Origin of the sequence: Natronorubrum tibetense GA33 (genome assembly GCF_000383975.1) — an archaeon.
Lineage (GTDB): Archaea > Halobacteriota > Halobacteria > Halobacteriales > Natrialbaceae > Natronorubrum > Natronorubrum tibetense.
Genome location: NZ_KB913017.1, coordinates 887,453 through 907,615, shown reverse-complemented (window position 1 = coordinate 907,615; position 20,163 = coordinate 887,453). Strand labels below are relative to the sequence as shown.

Annotated in this window: 19 protein-coding genes; 10 read left to right on the top strand and 9 right to left on the bottom strand. The window is 63.2% G+C overall.

The genetic code is table 11. From position 1 onward, the window contains the following. Nucleotides 1–103 precede the first annotated feature (103 nt). Both meaB and NATTI_RS0104750 read right to left on the bottom strand, forming a co-directional pair. Nucleotides 104–1,186 (bottom strand): methylmalonyl Co-A mutase-associated GTPase MeaB, encoded by a 1,083-nt coding sequence (gene meaB / locus NATTI_RS0104755; RefSeq protein ID WP_006089192.1) that lies wholly within the window; start codon nt 1,184–1,186, stop codon nt 104–106. Further along, a complete protein-coding gene (locus NATTI_RS0104750; RefSeq protein ID WP_006089193.1) occupies nt 1,183–1,599 on the bottom strand; it encodes a cobalamin B12-binding domain-containing protein in 417 nt (138 codons plus the stop codon). The genes meaB and NATTI_RS0104750 overlap by 4 nt, the downstream gene beginning before the upstream one ends. Nucleotides 1,600–1,921: 322 nt before the next feature. Between NATTI_RS0104750 and NATTI_RS0104740 the strand changes: the two genes are divergently transcribed. After that, complete coding sequence (locus NATTI_RS0104740) at nt 1,922–2,593, top strand: HD domain-containing protein (RefSeq protein WP_019991642.1); 672 nt, start codon at nt 1,922–1,924, stop codon at nt 2,591–2,593. A gap of 229 nt (nt 2,594–2,822) precedes the next feature. After that, on the top strand, nt 2,823–4,157 hold the full coding sequence (locus tag NATTI_RS0104735) for a DUF7544 domain-containing protein (RefSeq protein WP_006089196.1): 1,335 nt from the start codon (nt 2,823–2,825) through the stop codon (nt 4,155–4,157). A 45-nt stretch (nt 4,158–4,202) separates the two neighbouring features. On the opposite strand, the gene NATTI_RS0104730 is transcribed toward NATTI_RS0104735, so the two are convergent. Further along, nucleotides 4,203–4,871 carry a LysE family translocator gene (locus NATTI_RS0104730; RefSeq protein ID WP_006089197.1) on the bottom strand — a complete coding sequence of 223 codons (669 nt, stop codon included), beginning with the start codon at nt 4,869–4,871 and terminating at the stop codon, nt 4,203–4,205. Nucleotides 4,872–4,957: 86 nt separating this feature from the next. Here NATTI_RS0104730 and NATTI_RS0104725 point away from each other — a divergent pair, with 86 nt between their 5' ends. After that, nucleotides 4,958–5,626 (top strand): O-methyltransferase, encoded by a 669-nt coding sequence (locus NATTI_RS0104725; RefSeq protein ID WP_006089198.1) that lies wholly within the window; start codon nt 4,958–4,960, stop codon nt 5,624–5,626. Between the two features lie 144 nt (nt 5,627–5,770). Here NATTI_RS0104725 and NATTI_RS0104720 read toward each other — a convergent pair whose 3' ends face one another. Beyond that, the gene (locus NATTI_RS0104720; protein WP_027119058.1) at nt 5,771–6,226 is read right to left on the bottom strand and encodes a hypothetical protein; all 456 of its coding nucleotides are present in this window, start codon (nt 6,224–6,226) and stop codon (nt 5,771–5,773) included. Between the two features lie 224 nt (nt 6,227–6,450). On the opposite strand from NATTI_RS0104720, the gene NATTI_RS0104715 reads away from it, so the two are divergent. Both NATTI_RS0104715 and NATTI_RS0104710 read left to right on the top strand, forming a co-directional pair. Next, a complete protein-coding gene (locus NATTI_RS0104715; RefSeq protein WP_006089200.1) occupies nt 6,451–6,771 on the top strand; it encodes a hypothetical protein in 321 nt (106 codons plus the stop codon). 323 nt (nt 6,772–7,094) lie between these two features. Beyond that, nucleotides 7,095–7,283 carry a hypothetical protein gene (locus tag NATTI_RS0104710; protein ID WP_006089201.1) on the top strand — a complete coding sequence of 63 codons (189 nt, stop codon included), beginning with the start codon at nt 7,095–7,097 and terminating at the stop codon, nt 7,281–7,283. A gap of 170 nt (nt 7,284–7,453) precedes the next feature. On the opposite strand, the gene NATTI_RS0104705 is transcribed toward NATTI_RS0104710, so the two are convergent. From NATTI_RS0104705 to NATTI_RS0104695, 3 genes are all read right to left on the bottom strand, one after another. Beyond that, the gene (locus tag NATTI_RS0104705) at nt 7,454–7,705 is read right to left on the bottom strand and encodes a hypothetical protein (protein ID WP_006089202.1); all 252 of its coding nucleotides are present in this window, start codon (nt 7,703–7,705) and stop codon (nt 7,454–7,456) included. A 143-nt stretch (nt 7,706–7,848) separates the two neighbouring features. Next, the gene (locus NATTI_RS0104700) at nt 7,849–11,316 is read right to left on the bottom strand and encodes a PAS domain S-box protein (protein WP_006089203.1); all 3,468 of its coding nucleotides are present in this window, start codon (nt 11,314–11,316) and stop codon (nt 7,849–7,851) included. 177 nt (nt 11,317–11,493) lie between these two features. After that, the gene (locus NATTI_RS0104695; protein ID WP_006089204.1) at nt 11,494–12,267 is read right to left on the bottom strand and encodes a creatininase family protein; all 774 of its coding nucleotides are present in this window, start codon (nt 12,265–12,267) and stop codon (nt 11,494–11,496) included. Nucleotides 12,268–12,395: 128 nt separating this feature from the next. Between NATTI_RS0104695 and nikR the strand changes: the two genes are divergently transcribed. After that, complete coding sequence (gene nikR / locus NATTI_RS0104690; protein ID WP_006089205.1) at nt 12,396–12,824, top strand: nickel-responsive transcriptional regulator NikR; 429 nt, start codon at nt 12,396–12,398, stop codon at nt 12,822–12,824. Between the two features lie 90 nt (nt 12,825–12,914). Here the strand turns inward: nikR and NATTI_RS0104685 are convergent, their stop codons facing one another. Further along, nucleotides 12,915–14,264, bottom strand: coding sequence for a metallophosphoesterase (locus NATTI_RS0104685; RefSeq protein ID WP_006089206.1), 1,350 nt, complete (start codon nt 14,262–14,264; stop codon nt 12,915–12,917). 390 nt (nt 14,265–14,654) lie between these two features. Here NATTI_RS0104685 and NATTI_RS0104680 point away from each other — a divergent pair, with 390 nt between their 5' ends. The 4 genes from NATTI_RS0104680 to NATTI_RS0104660 all read left to right on the top strand — a co-directional run bounded on the left by NATTI_RS0104680 (nt 14,655) and on the right by NATTI_RS0104660 (nt 19,181). Further along, nucleotides 14,655–15,026, top strand: a complete 372-nt coding sequence (locus NATTI_RS0104680; protein ID WP_006089207.1) for a cupin domain-containing protein — start codon at nt 14,655–14,657, stop codon at nt 15,024–15,026. Nucleotides 15,027–15,264: 238 nt separating this feature from the next. Beyond that, complete coding sequence (locus NATTI_RS0104670) at nt 15,265–15,603, top strand: hypothetical protein (RefSeq protein ID WP_006089208.1); 339 nt, start codon at nt 15,265–15,267, stop codon at nt 15,601–15,603. 100 nt (nt 15,604–15,703) lie between these two features. Continuing rightward, on the top strand, nt 15,704–16,858 hold the full coding sequence (locus NATTI_RS0104665) for an acyl-CoA dehydrogenase family protein (RefSeq protein ID WP_006089209.1): 1,155 nt from the start codon (nt 15,704–15,706) through the stop codon (nt 16,856–16,858). Nucleotides 16,859–17,099: 241 nt separating this feature from the next. Further along, nucleotides 17,100–19,181, top strand: coding sequence for a sensor histidine kinase (locus NATTI_RS0104660; protein ID WP_019991640.1), 2,082 nt, complete (start codon nt 17,100–17,102; stop codon nt 19,179–19,181). Between the two features lie 139 nt (nt 19,182–19,320). Here the strand turns inward: NATTI_RS0104660 and NATTI_RS0104655 are convergent, their stop codons facing one another. Beyond that, complete coding sequence (locus NATTI_RS0104655) at nt 19,321–19,905, bottom strand: HalX domain-containing protein (protein ID WP_006089212.1); 585 nt, start codon at nt 19,903–19,905, stop codon at nt 19,321–19,323. Between the last annotated feature and the right edge of the window lie 258 nt (nt 19,906–20,163).

Below are 20,163 nucleotides of genomic sequence, written 5' to 3'. Positions count from 1 at the left end.
GAGCGTATGCCGTCGACCGCCTTAGGCCTGCGGTCGGCGTTCACAATCTGTGCCGATTCGGCCGGATCGTTCCCGGCCGGTCGATTCCAGCGGATCGGCCCGGTTAACCGTTTTCGCCGCGCGTCTCGAGTTCGTCGAGACAGTCCTCGACGGGATCGAGCAACTCGCCGGTGATCGAATAGGGATCGGTCTCGCCCTGACGGACGGACTCCGCGAGGTCGTCGATCCCGCCGCGCTCGGCGAGTCGGTCCTCGAGCAGAGCGTGGACGTCCTCGCGCAGCAGCGTCCGAATTTCCTCGGCGTAGCGGCCACGAACCTGCTCGGCGTGCTCGCCGGAATCGACGAGGTAGGTTCGATGGTTCCCGAACTCGTCGATGAGGTCGTCGACACCCTCACCCTTCGTGGCGACGGTTTCGACGATCGGAGTGGTCCAGCCCGTTACCTCCGCTTCGTCGTCGACCTCGCCGTCCCAGTCGTCGTGGGCGTCGATGACCTCCTGGCTGTGGTGGCTGCCATCGCCGCCGCCCATCCCGCCACCACCGTCGCCGAGTTGGATCATGTCTCGCAGTTCCTGGACCGTCCGGTCCGAGCCGGGTCGATCGGCTTTGTTGACCACGAAGACGTCCGCTATCTCGAGGATGCCGGCCTTCAGGGTCTGAATATCGTCGCCCGATCCCGGGGGGACGAGGACGGCCACGGTATCTGCCGTGCGGACGATGTCGATCTCGTTTTGGCCGGCGCCGACGGTCTCGATGATGATCTTGTCCTTGCCGAAGGCGTCCATCGCCTTGACCGCGTCCGCGGTGGCCGTGGAGAGGCCGCCGAGCGTGCCGCGGGCGCTCATCGAGCGCACGAAGACGTCCATGTCGCCGACGGTGGAGGCCATCCGAATACGATCGCCCAGTACAGCACCCCCCGTGAACGGTGAGGAGGGATCGATCGCGATGACGCCGACCGTCTCGCCGCGGTCGCGGTAGGTTTCGGCGAGTTTGTCGACCAAGGTCGATTTCCCCGCGCCGGGGCTGCCCGTGATGCCGATGACGTCGGCTTCACCCGTGTGTGCGTACAGTTCGGAGACCAGGTCCCGGTAGCCCGGCGAGCGGTTCTCGATCTTCGAGATCACTCGAGCCAGCGCGCGGTGTTCGCCCGCGAGCAAGGCCTTGAGCAGTTCCTCGTCGGCTGTCATCGTTCGGGGGCGTTCTCGCGGACGAACTCGATCGTCTCCTCGATCGACGTTCCGGGCCCGAAGATCGCCGAGACGCCCTGTGCCTCGAGTTCCGCGCGATCCTCGTCAGGGATGACGCCGCCGGCTAAGACGAGAGTGTCCTCTTTCGCGCCGTACTCCTCGAGGCCGTCCATGATCTTCGGGACGAGCGTGTCGTGTGCGCCCGAGAGGATCGAGATGCCGAGGACGTCGACGTCTTCCTGGACGGTCGCCTGCACGATCTCTTCGGGGGCCTTGTGCAGTCCGGAGTAGATGACCTCGAAGCCGGCGTCGCGGAAGGCCCGCGCGATAACGTGGGCTCCCCGGTCGTGACCGTCGAGACCGACTTTGGCGACGAGACACCGAATCGACTCCTGTTCCTGTTCGCTGCTCATACCCCCACTTTCCCAGCCGCCTGTTTGACTTTAACGGAAATTCGTGCATATTTCGCCGGAACGTGGCCGGCGGAACGGTCGCGCGGGACATCGTTCGAACCGAACGTCGTCAGGCGTGCCGTTTCCTGACCTCCTCATCGAGCGAGATTGTCATCCGTACGCGAGCGATCGGCTCCGAATCGACGATACCGACAGGCGGCACCCACCTGAATTCGTGTCCGTCTCACGGCGAGACGGATCTGAGATGAACCAAAGGCTAAAGAGCGAAACGACCTAACATTCCGGTAATGACTATCGTTCGTTTACTGCGGAGGGATCTCTCGTGGGCGTCGAGATAAAAGAGACCAGGGTGACCGACGCCGAGTTCGAGGAGATGAAGGGCTTTGTCTTCGAGTATCTCGCGGCGAGCGTCGAAAAAGAGGAAGAAGGCGGCCGGATGCGCTGGTATCCGTGGCACTCCGCGGAGTACCGGCACAACCACATCCTCAACGTGGTCGAACTCGCCGAAGAGATCGCTCACGAGGAGGGCGCGGACCCCGACGTCACGCGCGTCGCCGCACTCTTTCACGACGTCGCCAAACTCGAGACCGATCAGGAACTCCACGCCGAGGCCGGCGCTCGCGTCGCCCGCGAGTACCTCGAGTCCCGCGCGGAGTACCCCGAATCGTTTATCGAACAGGTGTGTCGCGCGATCGAACACCACTCCTATCAGGGCGAGTTGACCGACCTCGCACTCGAGACGCAGTGTCTCATCGAGGCCGACCTACTCGACAAGGTCGGCGCAAACGGCACTGCGCTCATGCTCCTCCGGATGGGCTACGAGGCTCGCACGCACATGGATACCGACGAGATGGTCGAACGGGTCCTAGAACGCGGCTACGACGCCGCCTCGCGCGTCCGGAGCGACACCGCCGAGAGCATCGCCCACCAGCGACTCAAGCGCGTGAAGTGGTTCAGCGAGTGGCTCGAAGACGAGATCGCAGCGATGGGATAGCGGTTCCGTCGCCCGCGTCGACGCGATCCACCCTCGGCCGACAGTCCTGCCGGGAGCATCGCTACCGATTCGCCAGTCGTGCAGTCCGCTTTCCGTGCTTCGTTGCGTCAGTGGCGTTCGCATAGAGAATTGTTTTCTCGCGGGTGGCTACTCCGGGGAGTGAGGCGCATCGGTTCGCCTAAAACGTATCAGCACCTATTTGACAGTTCGAAATAATTGAAAGAGCGATATGTATACGATCGATACCCTGGGTGACGCCTTCGCGATCACGAAGCGGTATTTCGGAGCCCTGGGCTCCGTCGGCTGGCTCAAACTCGCGCTCGTCGTCCTCTTTCTCGGCGGGATCACCGTTACGACGCAGTTTTTCAACGTCCCGATGGAGGCGATTGCAGAAGGGGTCGACGATCCCGACGTCCGGTGGATCGCAACGGCGGTACTTCTGATCGTTCTCGCGATCTACGCCGCGTTCAGGTATCTCGCCGCGCTGCTCGAGTTCGTCTTCGTCGAGTCGCTCCGATCTGAGGCGATCCATCTGCGGCGGTACGGTCGTGCGAACCTCGGCCGCGCCCTGTGGCTGCTAGCGTTCCGGGTCCTGCTGTGGCTCGGGCTGATCGTCGCGCTCGCGATTCCCGTCTCGGCCGTGATCCTCGGCGGCAACGTCACCGACGTTGCAGACGTGACGAACCAACAACTCGCGCTCGTAATACTCTCCGCGATCGGCATCGGCGTCGGCTGGTACGCGGTCTATACGCTCACAACGGCGTTCGTAGTTCCGATCATGCTGCAGCAGGCGTGTGGCCCGATCGCCGCCTGGCGACGGTTCGCCCCGACGCTGGCGTCGAACTGGAGCGGGACGGTCGGCTACCTCCTGATCGCCTGGCTGATCGGGTTCGCCTTCTGGATGCTGTTCGCGATGATCGGATTCTTCCTCACCTTTTTCGGGATCATCGCGTTCGTCCTCGTGGCGCTGCTATTCGAAGCGATCCATCCGAACCTCGTCTGGGTTGCGGTCGTCCTGTTGGTCTTCGCCTATCTGGCCTATCAGTACGTCGTCGCGGCGCTCGAAGCACCCGTTCGGAGCTTCGTGCGCTATCACGCGCTGTTGATCCTCGGCGATACGGACGACGCGCTCGACCTCATCCCGGAACAGCGGACAGGGGTTCGAGCCGACGACGGGACGGGGGCCGCTCCTGATCGATCAGCCGGTCGCGATCCCCGCGAGACGGTGGACTGGGGCCGCGGGACCGACGCCGACGGGATCGGTCGAGGTGATGAGTCCCCCTCGAGCGACCGACGCGACACGGCTCGAGACGAACCCACGTGGGACGGTTCGACCGCGTGGGACGACCTGGACGGCTGGTCCGACGAGTCGGATCGGGACGGTTCGGCAGGATCGGATACCGACTCGAGACCGTGGTCTGGGTGGGACGATGCGGAGACGAACGTTGACGACGCCGATACGTCGGGGACGGAAGGCGACGACTCCGTGCAATCGAACGGTGCTAAGGACTCGACCGGTGAGAAGGACCGCGAGGAGTCCGACGATCGATCCGACCGGTTCTGATTCGGCAGTCGGTCGTTTTTCGTGGAAGTCGCGCTTCGCCTCGCTTCAGACGATGCGGAGCGCCCCAATCGCGAGAAAGAGGAGTCCGAAGCCGACCAGGACGACCGCGCTCAGCGCGGCGACGACGGGTGCAAAGGCGTCGACGCGCCGGCCCGCTGCGACCAGCGCGGCGGGGTAGACGACGATCCAGACCGCGATGCCGGCGAAGAAGCCGACGAGCAGCGTCGGCGAACCGGTCTGGACGGTCAGCGCACCCTCGAGCGCCGCGCCGGCGCCCGGGACGTGCGAGAGCACGTCGAGCGTGCCGGACTCGAGTAAGCCGACGCCGACGGTGAGCCAGAAGCCGATCTGGTAGGGGTTGGTCAACGAGAGGGCGAACGTCTTTCGGAACCCCGTCGAGACGGCGTGGTCGCCGTCGGCGGTGAACGTGGCTGCGGCTCTGGCCTCTCGGATCGCGCCGACGGCGAAGTACAGCATGAGGACGCCGCCGACGAGGTAGAGAAGCGGCCGAGCCACCGGAAACTGATCGATGACGGCGACCGCGCCGGCGAGCGTGAGCACGAAGAAGAGCACGTCGGCTGACATCGCGCCCAGTCCGGCCCGAAAGCCGGCCATCCAGCCGCGAACGACGCTCTCCTCGGCGATGATTGCGTTCATGGGTCCCGGCGGTGCGGCGAGGGCGAGTCCGAAGATCATTCCTGCGAGGGCCGTCATCAGCGTCACTGGTTCTCGGTCTCGAGTCCGCAGCGGGTCGTGAAAAGGCCACTGGCTTTGATATCGGTGCCGCCGTAAGGAGCCGTATGGTCGATGTTCTCTCGGACGAGATCGCTCGCTTCGTTCGCGCGGTCGGACCCGACCCCGACGAGACGCTGAGCGAGATGGACGACTACGCCGAACGGGAGGGGTTCCCCCACGTCGGTCCCGAGGTCGGTGCATTCTTGCGGTTCGTCGCCCGGATGGCCGACGCGGAGCGGATCTTCGAGTTCGGCTCCGGCTACGGTTACTCGGCGTACTGGATGGCAGCGGCGCTGCCCGACGACGGCGAAATCGTGCTCACGGAGGTCGACGAGGACGAACTCGAGCTCGCTCGAGAGTACATGGATCGGGGCGGGTACGACGACCTCGCGCAGTACGAACTGGGCGACGCGATGGAGACCGTCGAGGACTACACGGGCCCGTTCGACGTGGTGTTGATCGACCACCAGAAACACCGGTACGCGGACGCGTTCGAGGCCGTCCGCTCGAAGGTCCCCGTCGGCGGCGTCGTGATCGCGGACAACGCGATAACCGCCGGCCCGATCGATTTCGAGGCGTTGCTAACAATCGCGGAGGGCGGAGCGCCCGACGACGTGAACGAACACACGCGGGGGATCGCGGACTACCTCGAGCGCGTGACCGACGATCCCGATTTCGAGACGATCGTGCTCCCACTGGGTGAAGGGATCGCGGCGAGTTACCGGGTCAGCTGAGAGCGGCGCTCGGGGGTTCGTCGTCCGGCTTCGGGATCTCGAGACGCCTCTCGAGTGAGTATCACAGTCGGTCACCAAGAACTGCAACAAGAACCTCCCGTCGGCTCGAGACCCGAGAATCGTGCCGAAAACAGCTATCGATCGTTACCGCGTCGAGTAGTCGGATTCGCTCTCGAGGATCTGCTCTTCGGGGGCGTCGGCACTCGAGGTCGCGCCGTACTCGCGGAAGCCCAGGAAGACCGTCGCCGCGGCGGCGATGAGCAGCGTGCCCCAGGTGATCGCGGTCAGCGAGTGGACGTACGTCGACGCGTTGCCAGGGATGGCAGCGCCGACGGTCTCGAGACCAATCACGTGGACGCCGGCGACGGCGAGGAAGGCGACCCAGAACGCGAGCGAGAGATTGGCGAGCGTCCGCCGGGAGACGCGGGTCGCGTAGCGGGCGACGCAGTAGACGCCTGCGATGGCGACCGCGGTGGCCGCGAGGGTCGGCACGAGTGTGTCGACGGCACTGGTGAGAAGACCGGCAACGGCGAAGCAGACGAACGATACGGCGAGCAACAGCCGATTCGATCGAGTAGGTATCGAAATCACGTCGTGCACCGCTTTGCTGGGACGAACAGGTGGTTGGATATATAGCTGTTGTCTCAGTCCGCCTTTACGACTTCCAATTTCCGGTGAGTGATTTAAAGTAAAACACACTAGTGGACCAGTGAATTGTGCATATACAAGTTCTCTCTGACGAGAGCTGGCGATATTATACAAGTGCTGCTAACGTCCTGCTTGCTCCGAAGAATTATTTGACCAGAGAATCTTCAAAAGCGCAAATGACAGATTATATAGAACACACTTTGGAGAGCGGAGTACTGTATCTCTCCAGTTCGGAACTCGGGATTATATTACATCTGTCGTTCTTCGGTGCCATTCTGTTGGCCACGCTTAGCCTGTACCGTTCGAGTGCAGACAGCTACAAAATAGCCGTATGGGCTCTGATGAGTGTTTGTGCGTTCGCTCTGCTGGTCAATCAGGTCGAACAGCAGTTCGAGATAACGACGGCTCCTGAATCGGTAACGACTGTCGTTCTCGTCCTCGGTATAGGGGTGTTTCTTCTCGCACTCTTCCTACAGGTCAAATACGGATTTGACTAACGAATTTCTGGCTGAAGGACCTCAGACGGCCAAGAACCAAACGAAAGCGGCACTCCCCCTCGATCGAACACTCTCCTCGCCACTCATTAGCAGTAGATATAAGCAACAATAGTTCAACAATTAGAACGGAAGCCACTCTCCACACCAGTCGCCGGGGGCATGCGCCGAAATGCCCCGGGTGCTGAGACACCCGAGACGTGGCTTCCAACCCCACGACGGGTTGAAGCCATGATTACGTCTATTTCGACGGGATATAAACGTCCCGCACGACCGATGAACCGCCCGCCTCGAGCGCCCCGTCCATCGCCCGGCCGGGAGGCGCGATGAGCGACACGTCGTCGCAGGCGACGGAGGAGCGATCGACGACCGATCGATCGACGCTGCCCGAGTGTCCGACCTGTGGCAACCTGATCACCGCCGTAACCGTCCGCGGGCCGAGCGAGGGAACGGCCCACCCCTGTGGCTGCCGATTCTGGCCCGCCTCACAGGAGAACTCCCACCCGGGTGATTGACGGACTCGAGATACAGTCACGAAACCGACTGGAGTCTCCCACCGCTCGAGAACCGAGCGCGAAACGCTCGAGGGAGGGCGGAGGGCCGGATCAGCGGCCCGCATTCGACACACCACCACTACCGAACCACCACGCCGGTCGAAACCACGTCGCTCACGCTGGCGCAGATCTCATTCGTACAGCTGCGTGAGAAAGTAAAGCGGCGCCGCTAACCCGATCAGTATCGGAACGATCCAGAGAAGGTAGACGACTGACTGCGCCGAGTACGAGAGGTGATTGAACGAGAAGAACAGCCACCCGACTGTGACAACGACGAGCATCGCCCCCAGCGTCAGTTGGAGAATGAGGATCAGGTAGAGCAACTGTTCTTCGAACCGTCCCGCGCCGAATCGGAGTGACAGGCCTGCTTGGTCGGTGGACATGATTGATCAAGTGTGGTAGACAGTAGTAAACGTTCGGGTGACTTTCACACATTCAAGATTGAATACACGTGATTGAATCACGGCAGGGGCCGATTTCCGTCCCAGCGATCAGCACCTGGCCAGTGCCCTCGCTGGTGGGGAGCTCATTCGGCCACCGGCAGCGTCATCGAGAACGTCGACCCCTTCCCGGGTTCGGAGTCGACCCAGATCTCACCGCCGTGGCGTTCGACGATACGTTGACAGAGCGCGAGCCCGATCCCGGTGCCGTCGTGTTCCTCGTGACTGTGGAGTCGCTGGAAGATATCGAAGACACGGTCAGCGTCGTCCGGGTCGATGCCGATCCCCTCGTCGCTGACCGAGACGGTCCACCGTTGTCCGTCGCGTTCGGCCGAGACGGTCACGCGCGGCTCGTCGTCGCTGTACTCGATCGCGTTGGCGAGCAGGTTCTGGAACACCTGCCGGAGCTGACTCCTGTCGCCACAAATCGCAGGCAATGTGTCCGGCGTCTCGATTACGGCCCCGCTCTCGTCGACCTGTAATTCGAGGTCCCGCCGAACGTCCTCGAGCACGTCGTCGAGATCGACCAACTCGAACGGATCGCCCCGCGTCTCGACGCGGGAGTACTCGAGCAGTCCGTCGATCATCTCGCGCATCCGGTCGGCACCGTCGACGGCAAACGCGATGAACTCCTCGGCGTCGTCGTCGAGTTCGTCCGCGTAGCGGGATTCGATCAGCTGGAGGTAGCTCGTAACCATCCGCAACGGCTCCTGGAGGTCGTGGCTGGCAGCGTAGGCGAACTGCTCGAGTCGCTCGTTCGACTCCTCGAGTTTCCGCTCGTAGGCCTTCCGTTCGGTGATGTCCTGCACGACGAGCATCCCCCGACGAACGGTGCCGTCCGTCTGGACCGGGAGGGTGTGGGCCAGTAGCTCCCGGCCGTGGTAGCGCAGATCGAACGACCGCTCCTCGCCCTCGAGTGCGGCCCGGAAGTGGGGTTCGACCGTCTCGAGGATAGTCTCGGGATACCGGTCGGCGATCGTCTGGCCGATCACGTCGTCACGGTCGATCCCGAGCTCGTCGAGCAGTTGCCCGCCGGCGGCCGTGTACCGCAGATTCTCGTCGTACAGGCCGACGGTCCCGTTCGGGAAGTTCTCCGCGAGGGTCCGATAGCGTTGTTCGCTCGCCTCGAGTTTTCGCTGGCGCTCCTTGCGCTTGGTGACGTCCCGGACGACGCCGACGCGTTCGCGATCGGAACCGGTCACTGAGAGCGCGGTCACCGTCGCTTCGATCGGCACGCAACCTCCGGCTTTCGTCTCGAGTTCGGCTTCGACCGTCGGCACGTCGCTCTCCTCGGCGGCGATTTCGCGCGCGAGATCCATCACTGATTCGTCGACGACGATCGAGGCGTGGGTCCCGATCAGTTCGTCGCGATCGTAGCCGGTCATGGCGGCGTAGGCCTCGTTGGCGGCCGTGAACCGTCCCTCGCCGTCGATGACGTAGATGCCGTCTTCGACCGTCTCGAAGATCGTTTCGTAGGTGATCAGCTCCCGCTCGCGGGTTTTCTCCTCGGTGACGTCCCGGAAGTAGATGGAGAGGCCGGTTTCGGAGGGGTAAACCTGCACCTGCGCCCAGATACCCATCGGTTCGACGTACTGCTCGAACGAGACCGGCTCCTGCGTGGTCAACGCTTCCCCGTATCGTTCCTTGAGTTCGGATCCCGCGACCTCGGGATAAATGTCCCACAGCACGGTCCCGAGCAACTCCCTTCGCGACCGGTCCAGTAGCCGTTCGGCGGTTTCGTTGACGTGCGTGAACCGGAACTCCTCGTCGAGCGCGTAGAAGCCATCAGAGATTCGACCGAAGATCTCGCTCAGCTCCGTCTCCAGTTCGCTTTTCCGGCGCTCGAGGCGACGCTTGCGCTCTTTGAGTGCCGTGATGTCCTCCGCGCTGGAGATCACGCGCTCGAGCCCACCGTCGGCGTCGAACACCGGGACGGCGTTGACCGAGAGCCACCGGCGTTCGCCCGTCGGCCCCTCGACGACGAGCTCTTCGTCGAACACCGGTTCGCCAGTCTCCCTGACCCGGGCCGACGGGTTCGATCCGGGCTCGATCGGTTCGCCCGAGGCATCGCGGACGGCCCACTCTCGCACCATCTCCGTTTCGCCGAGCGCCGCCTCCGCCATCGAATCCACGCGCTTCTGTACCCGCTGGTTTGCGAGCACGGTCTCACCGTCCGCGTCCTCGACCGAGATGCCGATCGGGGCCGTCTGGAGCAGTTTCTCCGTCTGAGTTCGCTCGCGCTCGAGGTGGCGCTCGTGACGGATCCGATCGAAGATCACCTCGAGGCTCGAGGCGACGATTTTCGCCAGGGAGAGATCGCCGTCGTCGAACTCGGTCGGCTGCTCGGAGCCGATGATGAGGATACCGTGGTCGCCAATGGGCAGGCAGATCTCGCTGCGGATCGGCGTGTCCGGGTTGTAAACGTCCGAATCGGTCGTGACGTCGTCGTAGATGACCGGTTCTCCGGTCTCGAAAACGCGCCAGGCGATGCCCTCTCCCGGCGCGAACGACGGAATGTCGCCGAGCAACGCCTCCGCCGGATCGGACCAGCCAGCGGGGTGGAGCGTCCGCGTCTCGTCGTCGTAACAGAACACGCCGTTGATCTCGAGATCGAGGATCTCCCGAACGTGACGGCTCGCCAGTTCGGCGATCCGCTCGCGAGAGTCCTCGGCGAGCCACTCCCGGACGGCCTCGTTCAGCCGTCGCAGCTGGCTCACCCGGTCGTGCTGTGCAGTGACATCGTAGTAGAGTTCGATTCGGCCGCCGGCGTACCGTCCGGTGTCGATCGGTTTACTCCGGTGTTCGAGCCAGCGCTCCTCGCGCTCGTCGCCCGCGGTGACGTGACACTCGAAGCGCTCGACGGAGCTGTTGTCCGCGTAGGTTGCGGTGACGGCCTCGGTGAACGCGTCAGGGTCGGCGAGTCGACCCGCGATCGACTCGTCGATTAGCCGGTGTTTGTCCCGGCCGACGACTGCCTCCCGATCGAGACCGAAGTATCGCTCTGTCGCCTCGTTGATCCAGGCAACATCGAACTCGTCGTCGAGAACGAAGACGCCGACGTCGGCTTCTTCGAGGACCGTCGTCGCCGCTTCGAACGTGGCAGACGGTGAGGGGGAACTCGTTCGTTCGGACACGCTGTCGGTCTCAGTGGCGGACGCCTCGAGTTCCCGAACGGTCACGATCGATCCTCGAAACCGGTCGTCGACCCGCACGCCGTTCACTCGACAGTCACAGGGAATCGTGGTGCCGTCGCTCGTTCGGATCAGGAGCTCGAGGGACGTGACGCCGTCGCTGTCGTTTCGAACGGCTCCTTCGAGCGTTTCGGCGTCCGACCTCGGAAACAGGAGCGAGACGTGTTCGCCGAGGACCGCATCGCGCGCGTAGCCTGTCGTCTCGAGGAGTGCGTCGTCGATCGCGAGAAAACGGTCGTCGGCATCAAGCCGGAAGACGCCGTCTTCGACCGTGTCGACGAGTGTCTGGCAACACGCCATCGTTGCCCGGTCGTCGCCGGCCGTCCAGAACCTCGTCCCCGACGACTCCGTTCGGTCGCTCATTGACTGTGTCAGGCGTCTCGAGCGCATAAGTCCAGCGAGACGGGAAGGCCGGCGCGCGGCGTCCTCGACCTGCCTTTCGGCGTCCCCCGTTTCCCAACCGAAACGGGAACGACACAGGCTACACGACGTTAGAGCAGGGTACTCCGACGCCGAGCAACACCAATCTCCCACCGGCGGCTACGGCTCGAGCGGCGGTTCGGGCATGAGATCGTCGATCGGGCGGGCGTCGAGCCACTCGAGTAAGGCAACGAGCTGGTCCGTCGCGGCCTCGAACAGCTCTTCGCCGATTTCGGGCGTCGCGTCCGTCTGGTCGCCGAAAACGCCGTTCGGACTGTTCTCGATACAATCGTAGAAGGTGGTCGCACCGTGGACCCGTTCGGCGTCGTAATCGAAGACTGCGCCGCCGTCGCGGGCGTCCTCGAGGCGATCGTCGCGAACGAGTTTCTCGGCGATGTGCATGATCATCGCGGTCTCCTTGGGACCGCCGTGGGGACCCGGCGTCTCGAAAACTTCCTCGATCAGCCCGGGGATCGACTCGTCCCACATCCACTCGATGGCGTAGGCCGTCCCGTCGTCGTGGAGCCGTCGGCCGACCTCCCGGAGGTGGGAAACGTTGCCCCCGTGAGCGTTGACGTAGACGATCCGGTCGATGCCGTGGTAGGTGAGGTTCCGCGACAGGCTCTCGACGTAGTCCCGGAACACCGGGGCTTCGACCCACATCGTGCCGGGGAACTGCCGATGGTGGGAGCTGACGCCGATCTGCACCGGCGGCGTACAGAGAAAGCCGGTCCGATCGGTCGCCTCGCGGGCGAGCGCCTCGGCGATCATGTGGTCAGTCCCCTCCGGGAGATGGGGACCGTGCTGTTCGGTGGAGCCAAGCGGGACGACGGCGAGCGACTCGTCCGCGACGTACTCGCCGACCTCCGGCCAGGTTCGGTCTGGAAGGTACATACACGCTGCTCACGGTCGAGTCAGAAAACAGTGTGTGCCGACGAACCGGCGGATCGGATACCATCCCGACCGGCTCGAGCGCCAGATATATGATAAGGCTTAATAGTTTATGCCCCTCGAGTTATTATATGGCAGTCGTAAGCGTCTCCATGCCGGACGAACTCCTCGAGCGACTCGACCAGTTTGCGGACGAACACGGCTACACCGGCCGCAGCGAAGTCGTCCGAGAGGCCTCCCGTAATCTCCTAGGCGAGTTCGAGGACACCCGCCTCGAGGACCGAGAGCTGATGGGTATCGTTACCGTCCTCTTCGACTACGAGACGACCAGCGTCGAAGAGCGCATGATGCACCTGCGCCACGAACACGAGGATCTCGTGGCCTCGAACTTCCACAGCCACGTCGGCGACCACTACTGCATGGAACTGTTCGTCCTGGAGGGCGAACTCGAGGACATCTCGACGTTCGTCGGAAAGATTCGCGCGACGAAGGACGCGCTGACGGTCGACTATTCCGTGATTCCCGTCGACAGCTTCGATCCGATCTCACAAGACAACTAGACGACGCACACGGTTTCGTCTCTACTGCTCCGCGAGAATAATCCGTTGGGGTGCCCAACTTACGGATAATGAAGGAGAAAGCCTCGCCCTTTAGGGCGGGGATGAATCCGGAGTCGCCTTTCGGGAGGTCTCTACCGTCTCTTCGTCCACGACGTACCGGTCTGGTAGTTCGGGACGGGGTTCTCGGCCGACGGTGAAAAACCGCTCAGTGCGCGTCAGTTCTTCCGGCGCAGGGCTTGGCTTCGTGATCTCTTCGAATTCGACGGCCACACCCGACTGTTCGGGGGCGATCCGGACTGCAGCCAGCTGGTAGGACGGGTGAAAGACCGGTGGAAGGATCCCGATGATCCCGTCTTTCCGGTGGAGACGCTTCAACCACGTTCCGCTATTGACGAGGACTCCGCCGTCGATTTCTTTGATCGTCGGGCGGTGCGTGTGACCGTAGCAAAAGATCGTCGTCTCCGACTGCTCCTCGAAGACGTCGCTGGCGGCCTCCTCGTACGGCGTTTCGGGATCGACGGTCATCTCAGTTTCGAACACCCCGAATCGGTCAACGGTTTTCCTGATGTCGCGTCGGATAAAGTGCAGCGGGACTCCGACGAGCAACAGCAAGCCGGCGACGCCCGCGTTGAGCGCGAGGATGAACCAGGCTACCGTCCCGGCCGTGCCGAACTGACCGAGAAACGTTTCCGTCCGATCGACCGGCATCGACCAGATACCTGCGATGTTCAGTCCCGCCAGCACTGCAATGATCGCACTGATATTGAACAGCAACAGGAACGGAACCAGCGAGTACCGCAACAGCGGGTTCATCTCTCGATAGAAGTACTTCGAGAGGAGCCACACCGGCATCCGTTCGGTCGGCGTCACCGCCTGAACGTCCTTCAGCCAGTTGTACCGACCGCGATCCGAGAGCTGCCCGGCCCGGCTCGTGACGAGCGTATTGTAGTAGTAGCCGAGCGGCGTCGAGTGGGGGTTTCCCCAATCTTCGATTCGATTGTTCGGATCCTGCTGGTGGCCGTGCTCGAAGTGAATCGCCTGCTCGCCGACTGACCGCGTAATCGATCGGTCTTGGACGAGCGTCACGTTGTACTCGGCAAGGCGCTCGACGTACTCGTCGTATGCGGCGAGTTCGTGATCGTGATTCCCCGGCAGGAGCGTAATCTGGACGTTCTCGCCGGTCGCGCGCAACTGCTCGAAGAGTTCCGGATACGTCTCTTCGAGTACGTCGAACTTTTCGATGCCCTCGACCGTCGTAAACTCCCACAACCCGAACGCATCGCCGTTGATAATCAGCTCCGCGTTCTCGTCGGTCGCTTCCAGTCGCTCGAGAAACTCGTACAACTCGTCGAGGAACTCGACTTCCTCGAGTTGTTCGTCGCCGCCGATGTGGAGGTCACTAATGACGTAGTAGACCGGATCATCGGAGTCGGAGGCCATTATCTTCCTCAACTCCGGCTACCCCCCAAAAAAGGTTGTCTTCTCCCTCCGCCTTCGAGTCACAACGATGGCACGACCCAATCGTCACGATCGAACCGCCGCCGATGTGCGCTGACCGGAACGGAATCGAGCGACTCGCATCGACGTCGTACCGTCTCCCGAAATTCCCACAACAGTTATGCTCGTGCTCTCCACAGTGGTACACTGTACCAATGTTTGCCTGTTGTGAACCCGACTGCGCCTGTGATCCGGTCTGTACGTGTGCCGACGACTGCAGTTGCGACGACTGTTAGCCGCGACGCCACGCTCGAGGCATCGCCCGGCCGAACGATTTCTCGCCGTCCGCCGCGGAACGCGTAGTTTTACTGGTTTCCCGTCCAATGGAGAGCCATGAGCTATCGGAAGGTAAATTACGAGGACGTCGATCAGGTCTCGAGTGCGATGCACTTCCTGAGCGACCCGCTCGAGACCGAACAGGTCGGCGTGACGGTTGCACGCTGCGACCCGGGCTGGAACAGCAAGCCACACGACCACACGGACAACGAGCACGAGGAGATCTACGTGCTGATCGAGGGGGCCGCAACGGTCCTCATCGACGACGAACCGATCGAGATGGAGACCGGCGACGCGCTGTGGATCCCGCCGGCCTCGACGCGCCAGATCCAAAACGGCGACGAGGAGAGCGCGTTCGTGCTTGTCAGCGCACCGAGCATCGGTGACGACGATGACGACGAGTGGCTCCTCTCGGGGTTCGCCGGTTGAGTCGTCGGTCGAGACGCTTCTCGAGGACGCTGACCCGACACGATCCCGGCAACCCGGCGGGACGGTTTAGTGGGCCGACGCCGTCGCATCGGTCAGGTGACGATCGATCTACTCGAAACACCACGCCCTCGTCTCGTTCGCCGTCGCCGGCGTTCTCGGCTTCGCACTGTCACCGGTCACCATCTTCGGAGAGCTGATTCCGGTTCCGGTCCTCGTCGCCTACGGCACCGCGGTCGGCGTGCTCGTCGACCTCGATCACTTTCTCATCGCCCGGCTCAAGACGGGACGCTGGAGCGCCGTTCGGTTCTGTTTCACGAATCCCGCTGCGACCGTCGCCGACCAGCGGCGGATCTTCGACGCGGGTGACGTCGGACTCCTCTCGAGGCTGGCGAGTCACCTCCTCATCCTCGGCGTCGTCGTCCCGATGATCGCGCTCTCGAGCGTCTCGCTCGCGATCCTGACCGGCGTCGTCCTCTACGTTCACATCCTCTGTGACGTGCTCTGGGATAGGTGGCGGTTGGAACGACGGGCCGCAGAGATCGCGAGCACCGACGAACTGATACGGGCGCTTCGGTGAGGCGTAGGTGGTTCAGCGGCCGCTGGTGTTCCGCGGGCCTGTCCCAGGGCTTGCACTGTTGCCCCGCGAATATATCCACCGTGCTGCCGTATGACACGATATGGATCTACTCGACGAGAGTATCGTTCCGGACCACGCCCACGAGATCAAAGCCGAGGCTCGCGAGTTCGCTCGCGAACACATCGAACCGAACGCACAGGAACACTACCAGGAGGGGACCTACCCGGAGGAGATCCTCGAGGCCGGTCAGGAGGCGAACCTCGTCGCCCAAGACATCCCGGAGGAGTGGGGCGGTCGTGGGCTCGACCTGCCCCAGTTGCTCGCACTCACTGAAGAGTTCTACCGCGCGGACGCGGGCATCGCGCTGACGCTCCAACTGGCGAGTTTCGGCTGCAAGATGACCTGCGAGTACGGGACCGACGAGCAGTGCGAGGAGTACATCCGCCCGGTCGCGGAAGGCGACCAGCGCTCGGGGCTCGCGGTCTCTGAACCCGACACCGGCAGCGATCTCACGGGAATGGAGACGACGGCGGAAAAGGATGGTGACGAGTACGTCATCAACGGCGAAAAGTATTGGATCGGGAACGGCGTCGAGGCGGACTGGATCACGCTCTACGCGCGGACGGACGACGACGAGACCAACCGGTACGGCAACCACTCGCTCTTTATCGTGCCGACGGATACCGACGGCTACGACGCCGAGCACATCCCCGAGAAGATGGCGATGCGTGCCTCGAAGCAGGCCCACATCGAACTCGAGGACTGTCGCATCCCCGAGGAGAACCTCATCGGCTCGGAGGGGGCGGGCTTCTGGATGCTCGCGGACTTTTTCAACCACGGTCGGGTCGCCGTCTCCGGCCACGGTCTCGGACTCGCGGCGGCTGCCATCGAGGAGACCTGGGAGTTCGTCCACGATCGCGAGCAGTTCGGCCGGACGATCAGCGACTTTCAGGCGGTCCAGCACGGACTCGCGGATATGCTGATGGGATTCGAACGCGCCCGGTCGCTCGCCTGGCGAGCCTGCGAGAAGGTCGAAAACGGCGAGAACGAGGGGTACTGGGCGGCGCTGTCAAAGACGAGCGCGACGGAAACGGCTGTCGACGTCGCCGAACGTGGCATGCAGTTCCACGGCGGTCGCTCGGTGCTTGACGAACGCCGAATCGCCCGGGTCTACCGTGACGTGCGTATCCCCGTCATCTACGAGGGCTCGAACGAAATCCAGCGGAACCTGATCTACGGCCAGGCGCCGTCCTAACGGCCGTCGAACCGGTCAGCCGCAGTTCGGTCTCGGACTGGAACCTGGGTTTCGCGCGTGCTATCTCCGCCTTGGCCGAAACCACCAACACGGCGGGCCACTGACGAACAGTAGTAATGCCTCGTGGGCCGGTCAGTGCAACAGTTGTGTCGAAAGAACAATCTGTTGCGGTCGCCTTCGATCGTCTAGCAACGACGAATCGCCGTGATGGAGATGGACCACCCAACGGAGTCGAGTTGAGATGAGCCGACCACGCGTCCTCTGTGTGAGTAGCGATCGCTCGACGCGGGCGTCCGTGACGCTCGCGCTGACCGACACACCGGTCAACGTCGTCGTCGCCCAGTGCGCTTCCGACGCCGTCGAGCGACTCACACGGCAGTCGATCGACGCGATCGTCATCGACGCGAGCACGGTCGCGAACGTACCGACACTCGTCGACACCGTCGAATCCGAGTCCGCAGAGACGCCGACGTTCGTTCACTGGGGCGACACCGAAACGGACGCAGGATCCGTCGCCGTCCTCAGCGAAGTGGTCGCACGCACCGAAGACACCGAATCGCCGGATCGGCTGGCCGATGCCGTTGCGAGACGGATCGACACACCGTCAGGTGCCGTGGCTACCGGGGCGGAGAACGAATCCGGTACGGCCGGTGAGACCGACGATTCGAGCGACGCGGACGCGACTGCCGACGACCGACGGACTCCCGACCTCCCCGACGATCTCGAGGCCATCGTCAGCGATGTCAGGAGACGCCTCGTCGACGTGACCTCACCCGTCGCTGTCGAGCAAATCCTCCGCGAGGGGTTCACGGCCACCGACCGGTTCGGGTTCGCCTGGATCGGCGAGTACGATCGCGGTGAGCGCGAGGTCGTCCCGTGGCTGACCGATCCCGACAGCATGGAGTGGCCGATGCAACGAACCTTTCCCATCGGCGACGGTGAGCACCCGCTGCTCGAACGCGCACTTCGGACGGGCGAACTCCAGACGTTCCAGCACATCGCGAGCGACCGCGACGCCGTTCCGTTCGGCGACCACGCCTTCGATCACGGCGCCCGCGCCGTCGCCGTCGCCCCGCTCTCCTCGAGCGACGATGTCTACGGCGTGTTCGTCGTCTACGCCCTCGAGCCGTTCACCGAGGCCGAACGGACGGCGATCCGTTCGGCCGCGGCCGCGAGCTCACACGTCCTCGAGACGATCGTCGCCCGCGGACAACTCGAGCAGCAAGAACGAACCCTCCGGCGGTACGAACGTCTCGTCGAGACGGCCGGTGACGGCATGTACGTCCTCGATGAGCACGGCCACTTCATGACGGTCAACGACGCCCTCACGGAGATGACCGGCTACAGCCGCGAGGGACTGCTGGGCGAACACACCTCGCTCGTCTTCGATCAGGACGATATCAAAGCCGGCGAGGCGAAGATTCGCTCGCTGCTCTCCAGCGGGACCGGGACCGACACCCTCGAGCTATCCCTCGAGACGAAAACCGGCGACCGAATCCCGTGTGAGGCTCAGGTCGCCGTGCTCGTCCACGATGGGGAGTATCTGGGCTCGGTCGCCGTTATCCGCGACGTCACCGAACGCAAGCGAAGCGAACGGAAACTCCGCGAACAGAACGAACGCCTCGACGCCTTCGCACGAATCGTCAGCCACGACCTCCGAAATCCGTTGAGCGTCGCCCAGGGCTATCTCGACTTACTCGAGGAGACCGAATCGCTCGAGCACGCCGAAAACGTCCGCGACGGACTCGATCGAATGGAGTCGATCGTCGAAGACGTCCTGGCGATCGCCCGAGACGGCCAGTGGGCGACCGACACCGAACCCGTCGACCTCGAGTCGGTCGCACGCGACGCCTGGGAGTACGTCTCCACGGCCGATGCGTCGCTCTCCATCGCGGAAACCACCGCCGTCGAGGCCGATCGATCGCGGCTGTTACGGTTGCTCGAGAATCTGTTTCGCAACGCAGTCGAACACGGCTCGACGAGCCCCGCGTCGCAGGCTCAGCGAGAGGCGGTCGAAGACGCTGACGCAGGACTCTCGATTCGAATCGGGCTCCTCGAGTCGGGCGGCGGGACGCCCACCGAACCGCGCGGCTTCTTCGTTGAGGACGATGGCACGGGGTTACCCGAGAACATGCGCCACGAGCTGTTCGATCCGTCCGTATCGTCGTCGTCGGACGGGCTCGGAATCGGGCTGTGGGTCGTCAGAGAAGTCGCTACTGGACACGGCTGGTCAGTTACCGCAGCGGAGAGCGAAGCCGGAGGGGCCCGGTTCGAGTTCGCGTTCGACGCCGAGTCGAACGGCCGGCGTTATAGTAACAATTGAACTGGTTGACACACTGATCGCACAGCTCGCGGGTCGTTCCTCCCCGCTCGCTTTCCGCGGTTCTCGCTCACTTCGTTCGCTCCGAACCGCGTACGCTCCGAACCGCGCTTCCCTCGTACGATCACGTGTGCATCGACGTTCAGTGACTACTATAGTTCTCGGACTGGAGATCCTGAAACGCGCCGACGAAGTCGTCGTGAGAGGTCATCCCGGAGACCGACTCGTCGACTCGCTCTTCGAGTTCCGCGACGCGCTCGCGGAGGTCCTGATACTCCTCGTTGTCCGCGAGTTCGCGGTCTGCCTTCTCGGACTCCAGCAGCGCTGTCTTCGAGACCAGCGCGTAGTACTCCTGGATATCTGACTCGTATTTCGATCGATCGGCGACGTGGTCAACGATCTCGACGAGTTCGTCCTTCGAGACTGGCTTGACGAGATAGTCGTCGAAGCCCATCTCGATGATGTCGAAGTCGGGATCGACCGCTGTGACCATTACCACCCGTGAGTCGTAGCCGGCGTCCCTGATCTCCGCCAGCACTTCGTCACCGGAGAGTCCCGGCATGCGGCGGTCCAGCAGCACGACCTCGACGGAGTCGGCCATCTTCTCGAGCGCCTCTTCGCCGTCGTAGGCCGTATCGACGCTCCACTCGCCCTGCAGCCACGCGGCGAACAGGTCGGCAAGTCGAGCCTCGTCGTCTACGACGAGCACTTCGAGATCCTCACTCATTGGTTGCCCCCTCGGTTCTCATCATCGAATACTGCCACGGGCCATCAATGGTACCTCTTGGTGATAAATCTCGCGACCAGTTATCATAATTCAGACTGTTTCAGCCCGAAGTGGACACGGCGAACTCGATAACCGGCGGACACAGCTACGGAGTCGTGACCGTCTTGAAAATATACCCGTTCCGAGAGACGTGGATACCACGAACTCGAGGAGACACCGGTCACGGACCGGTGTCGCTGGCCGCCGATCGGCGTCGGC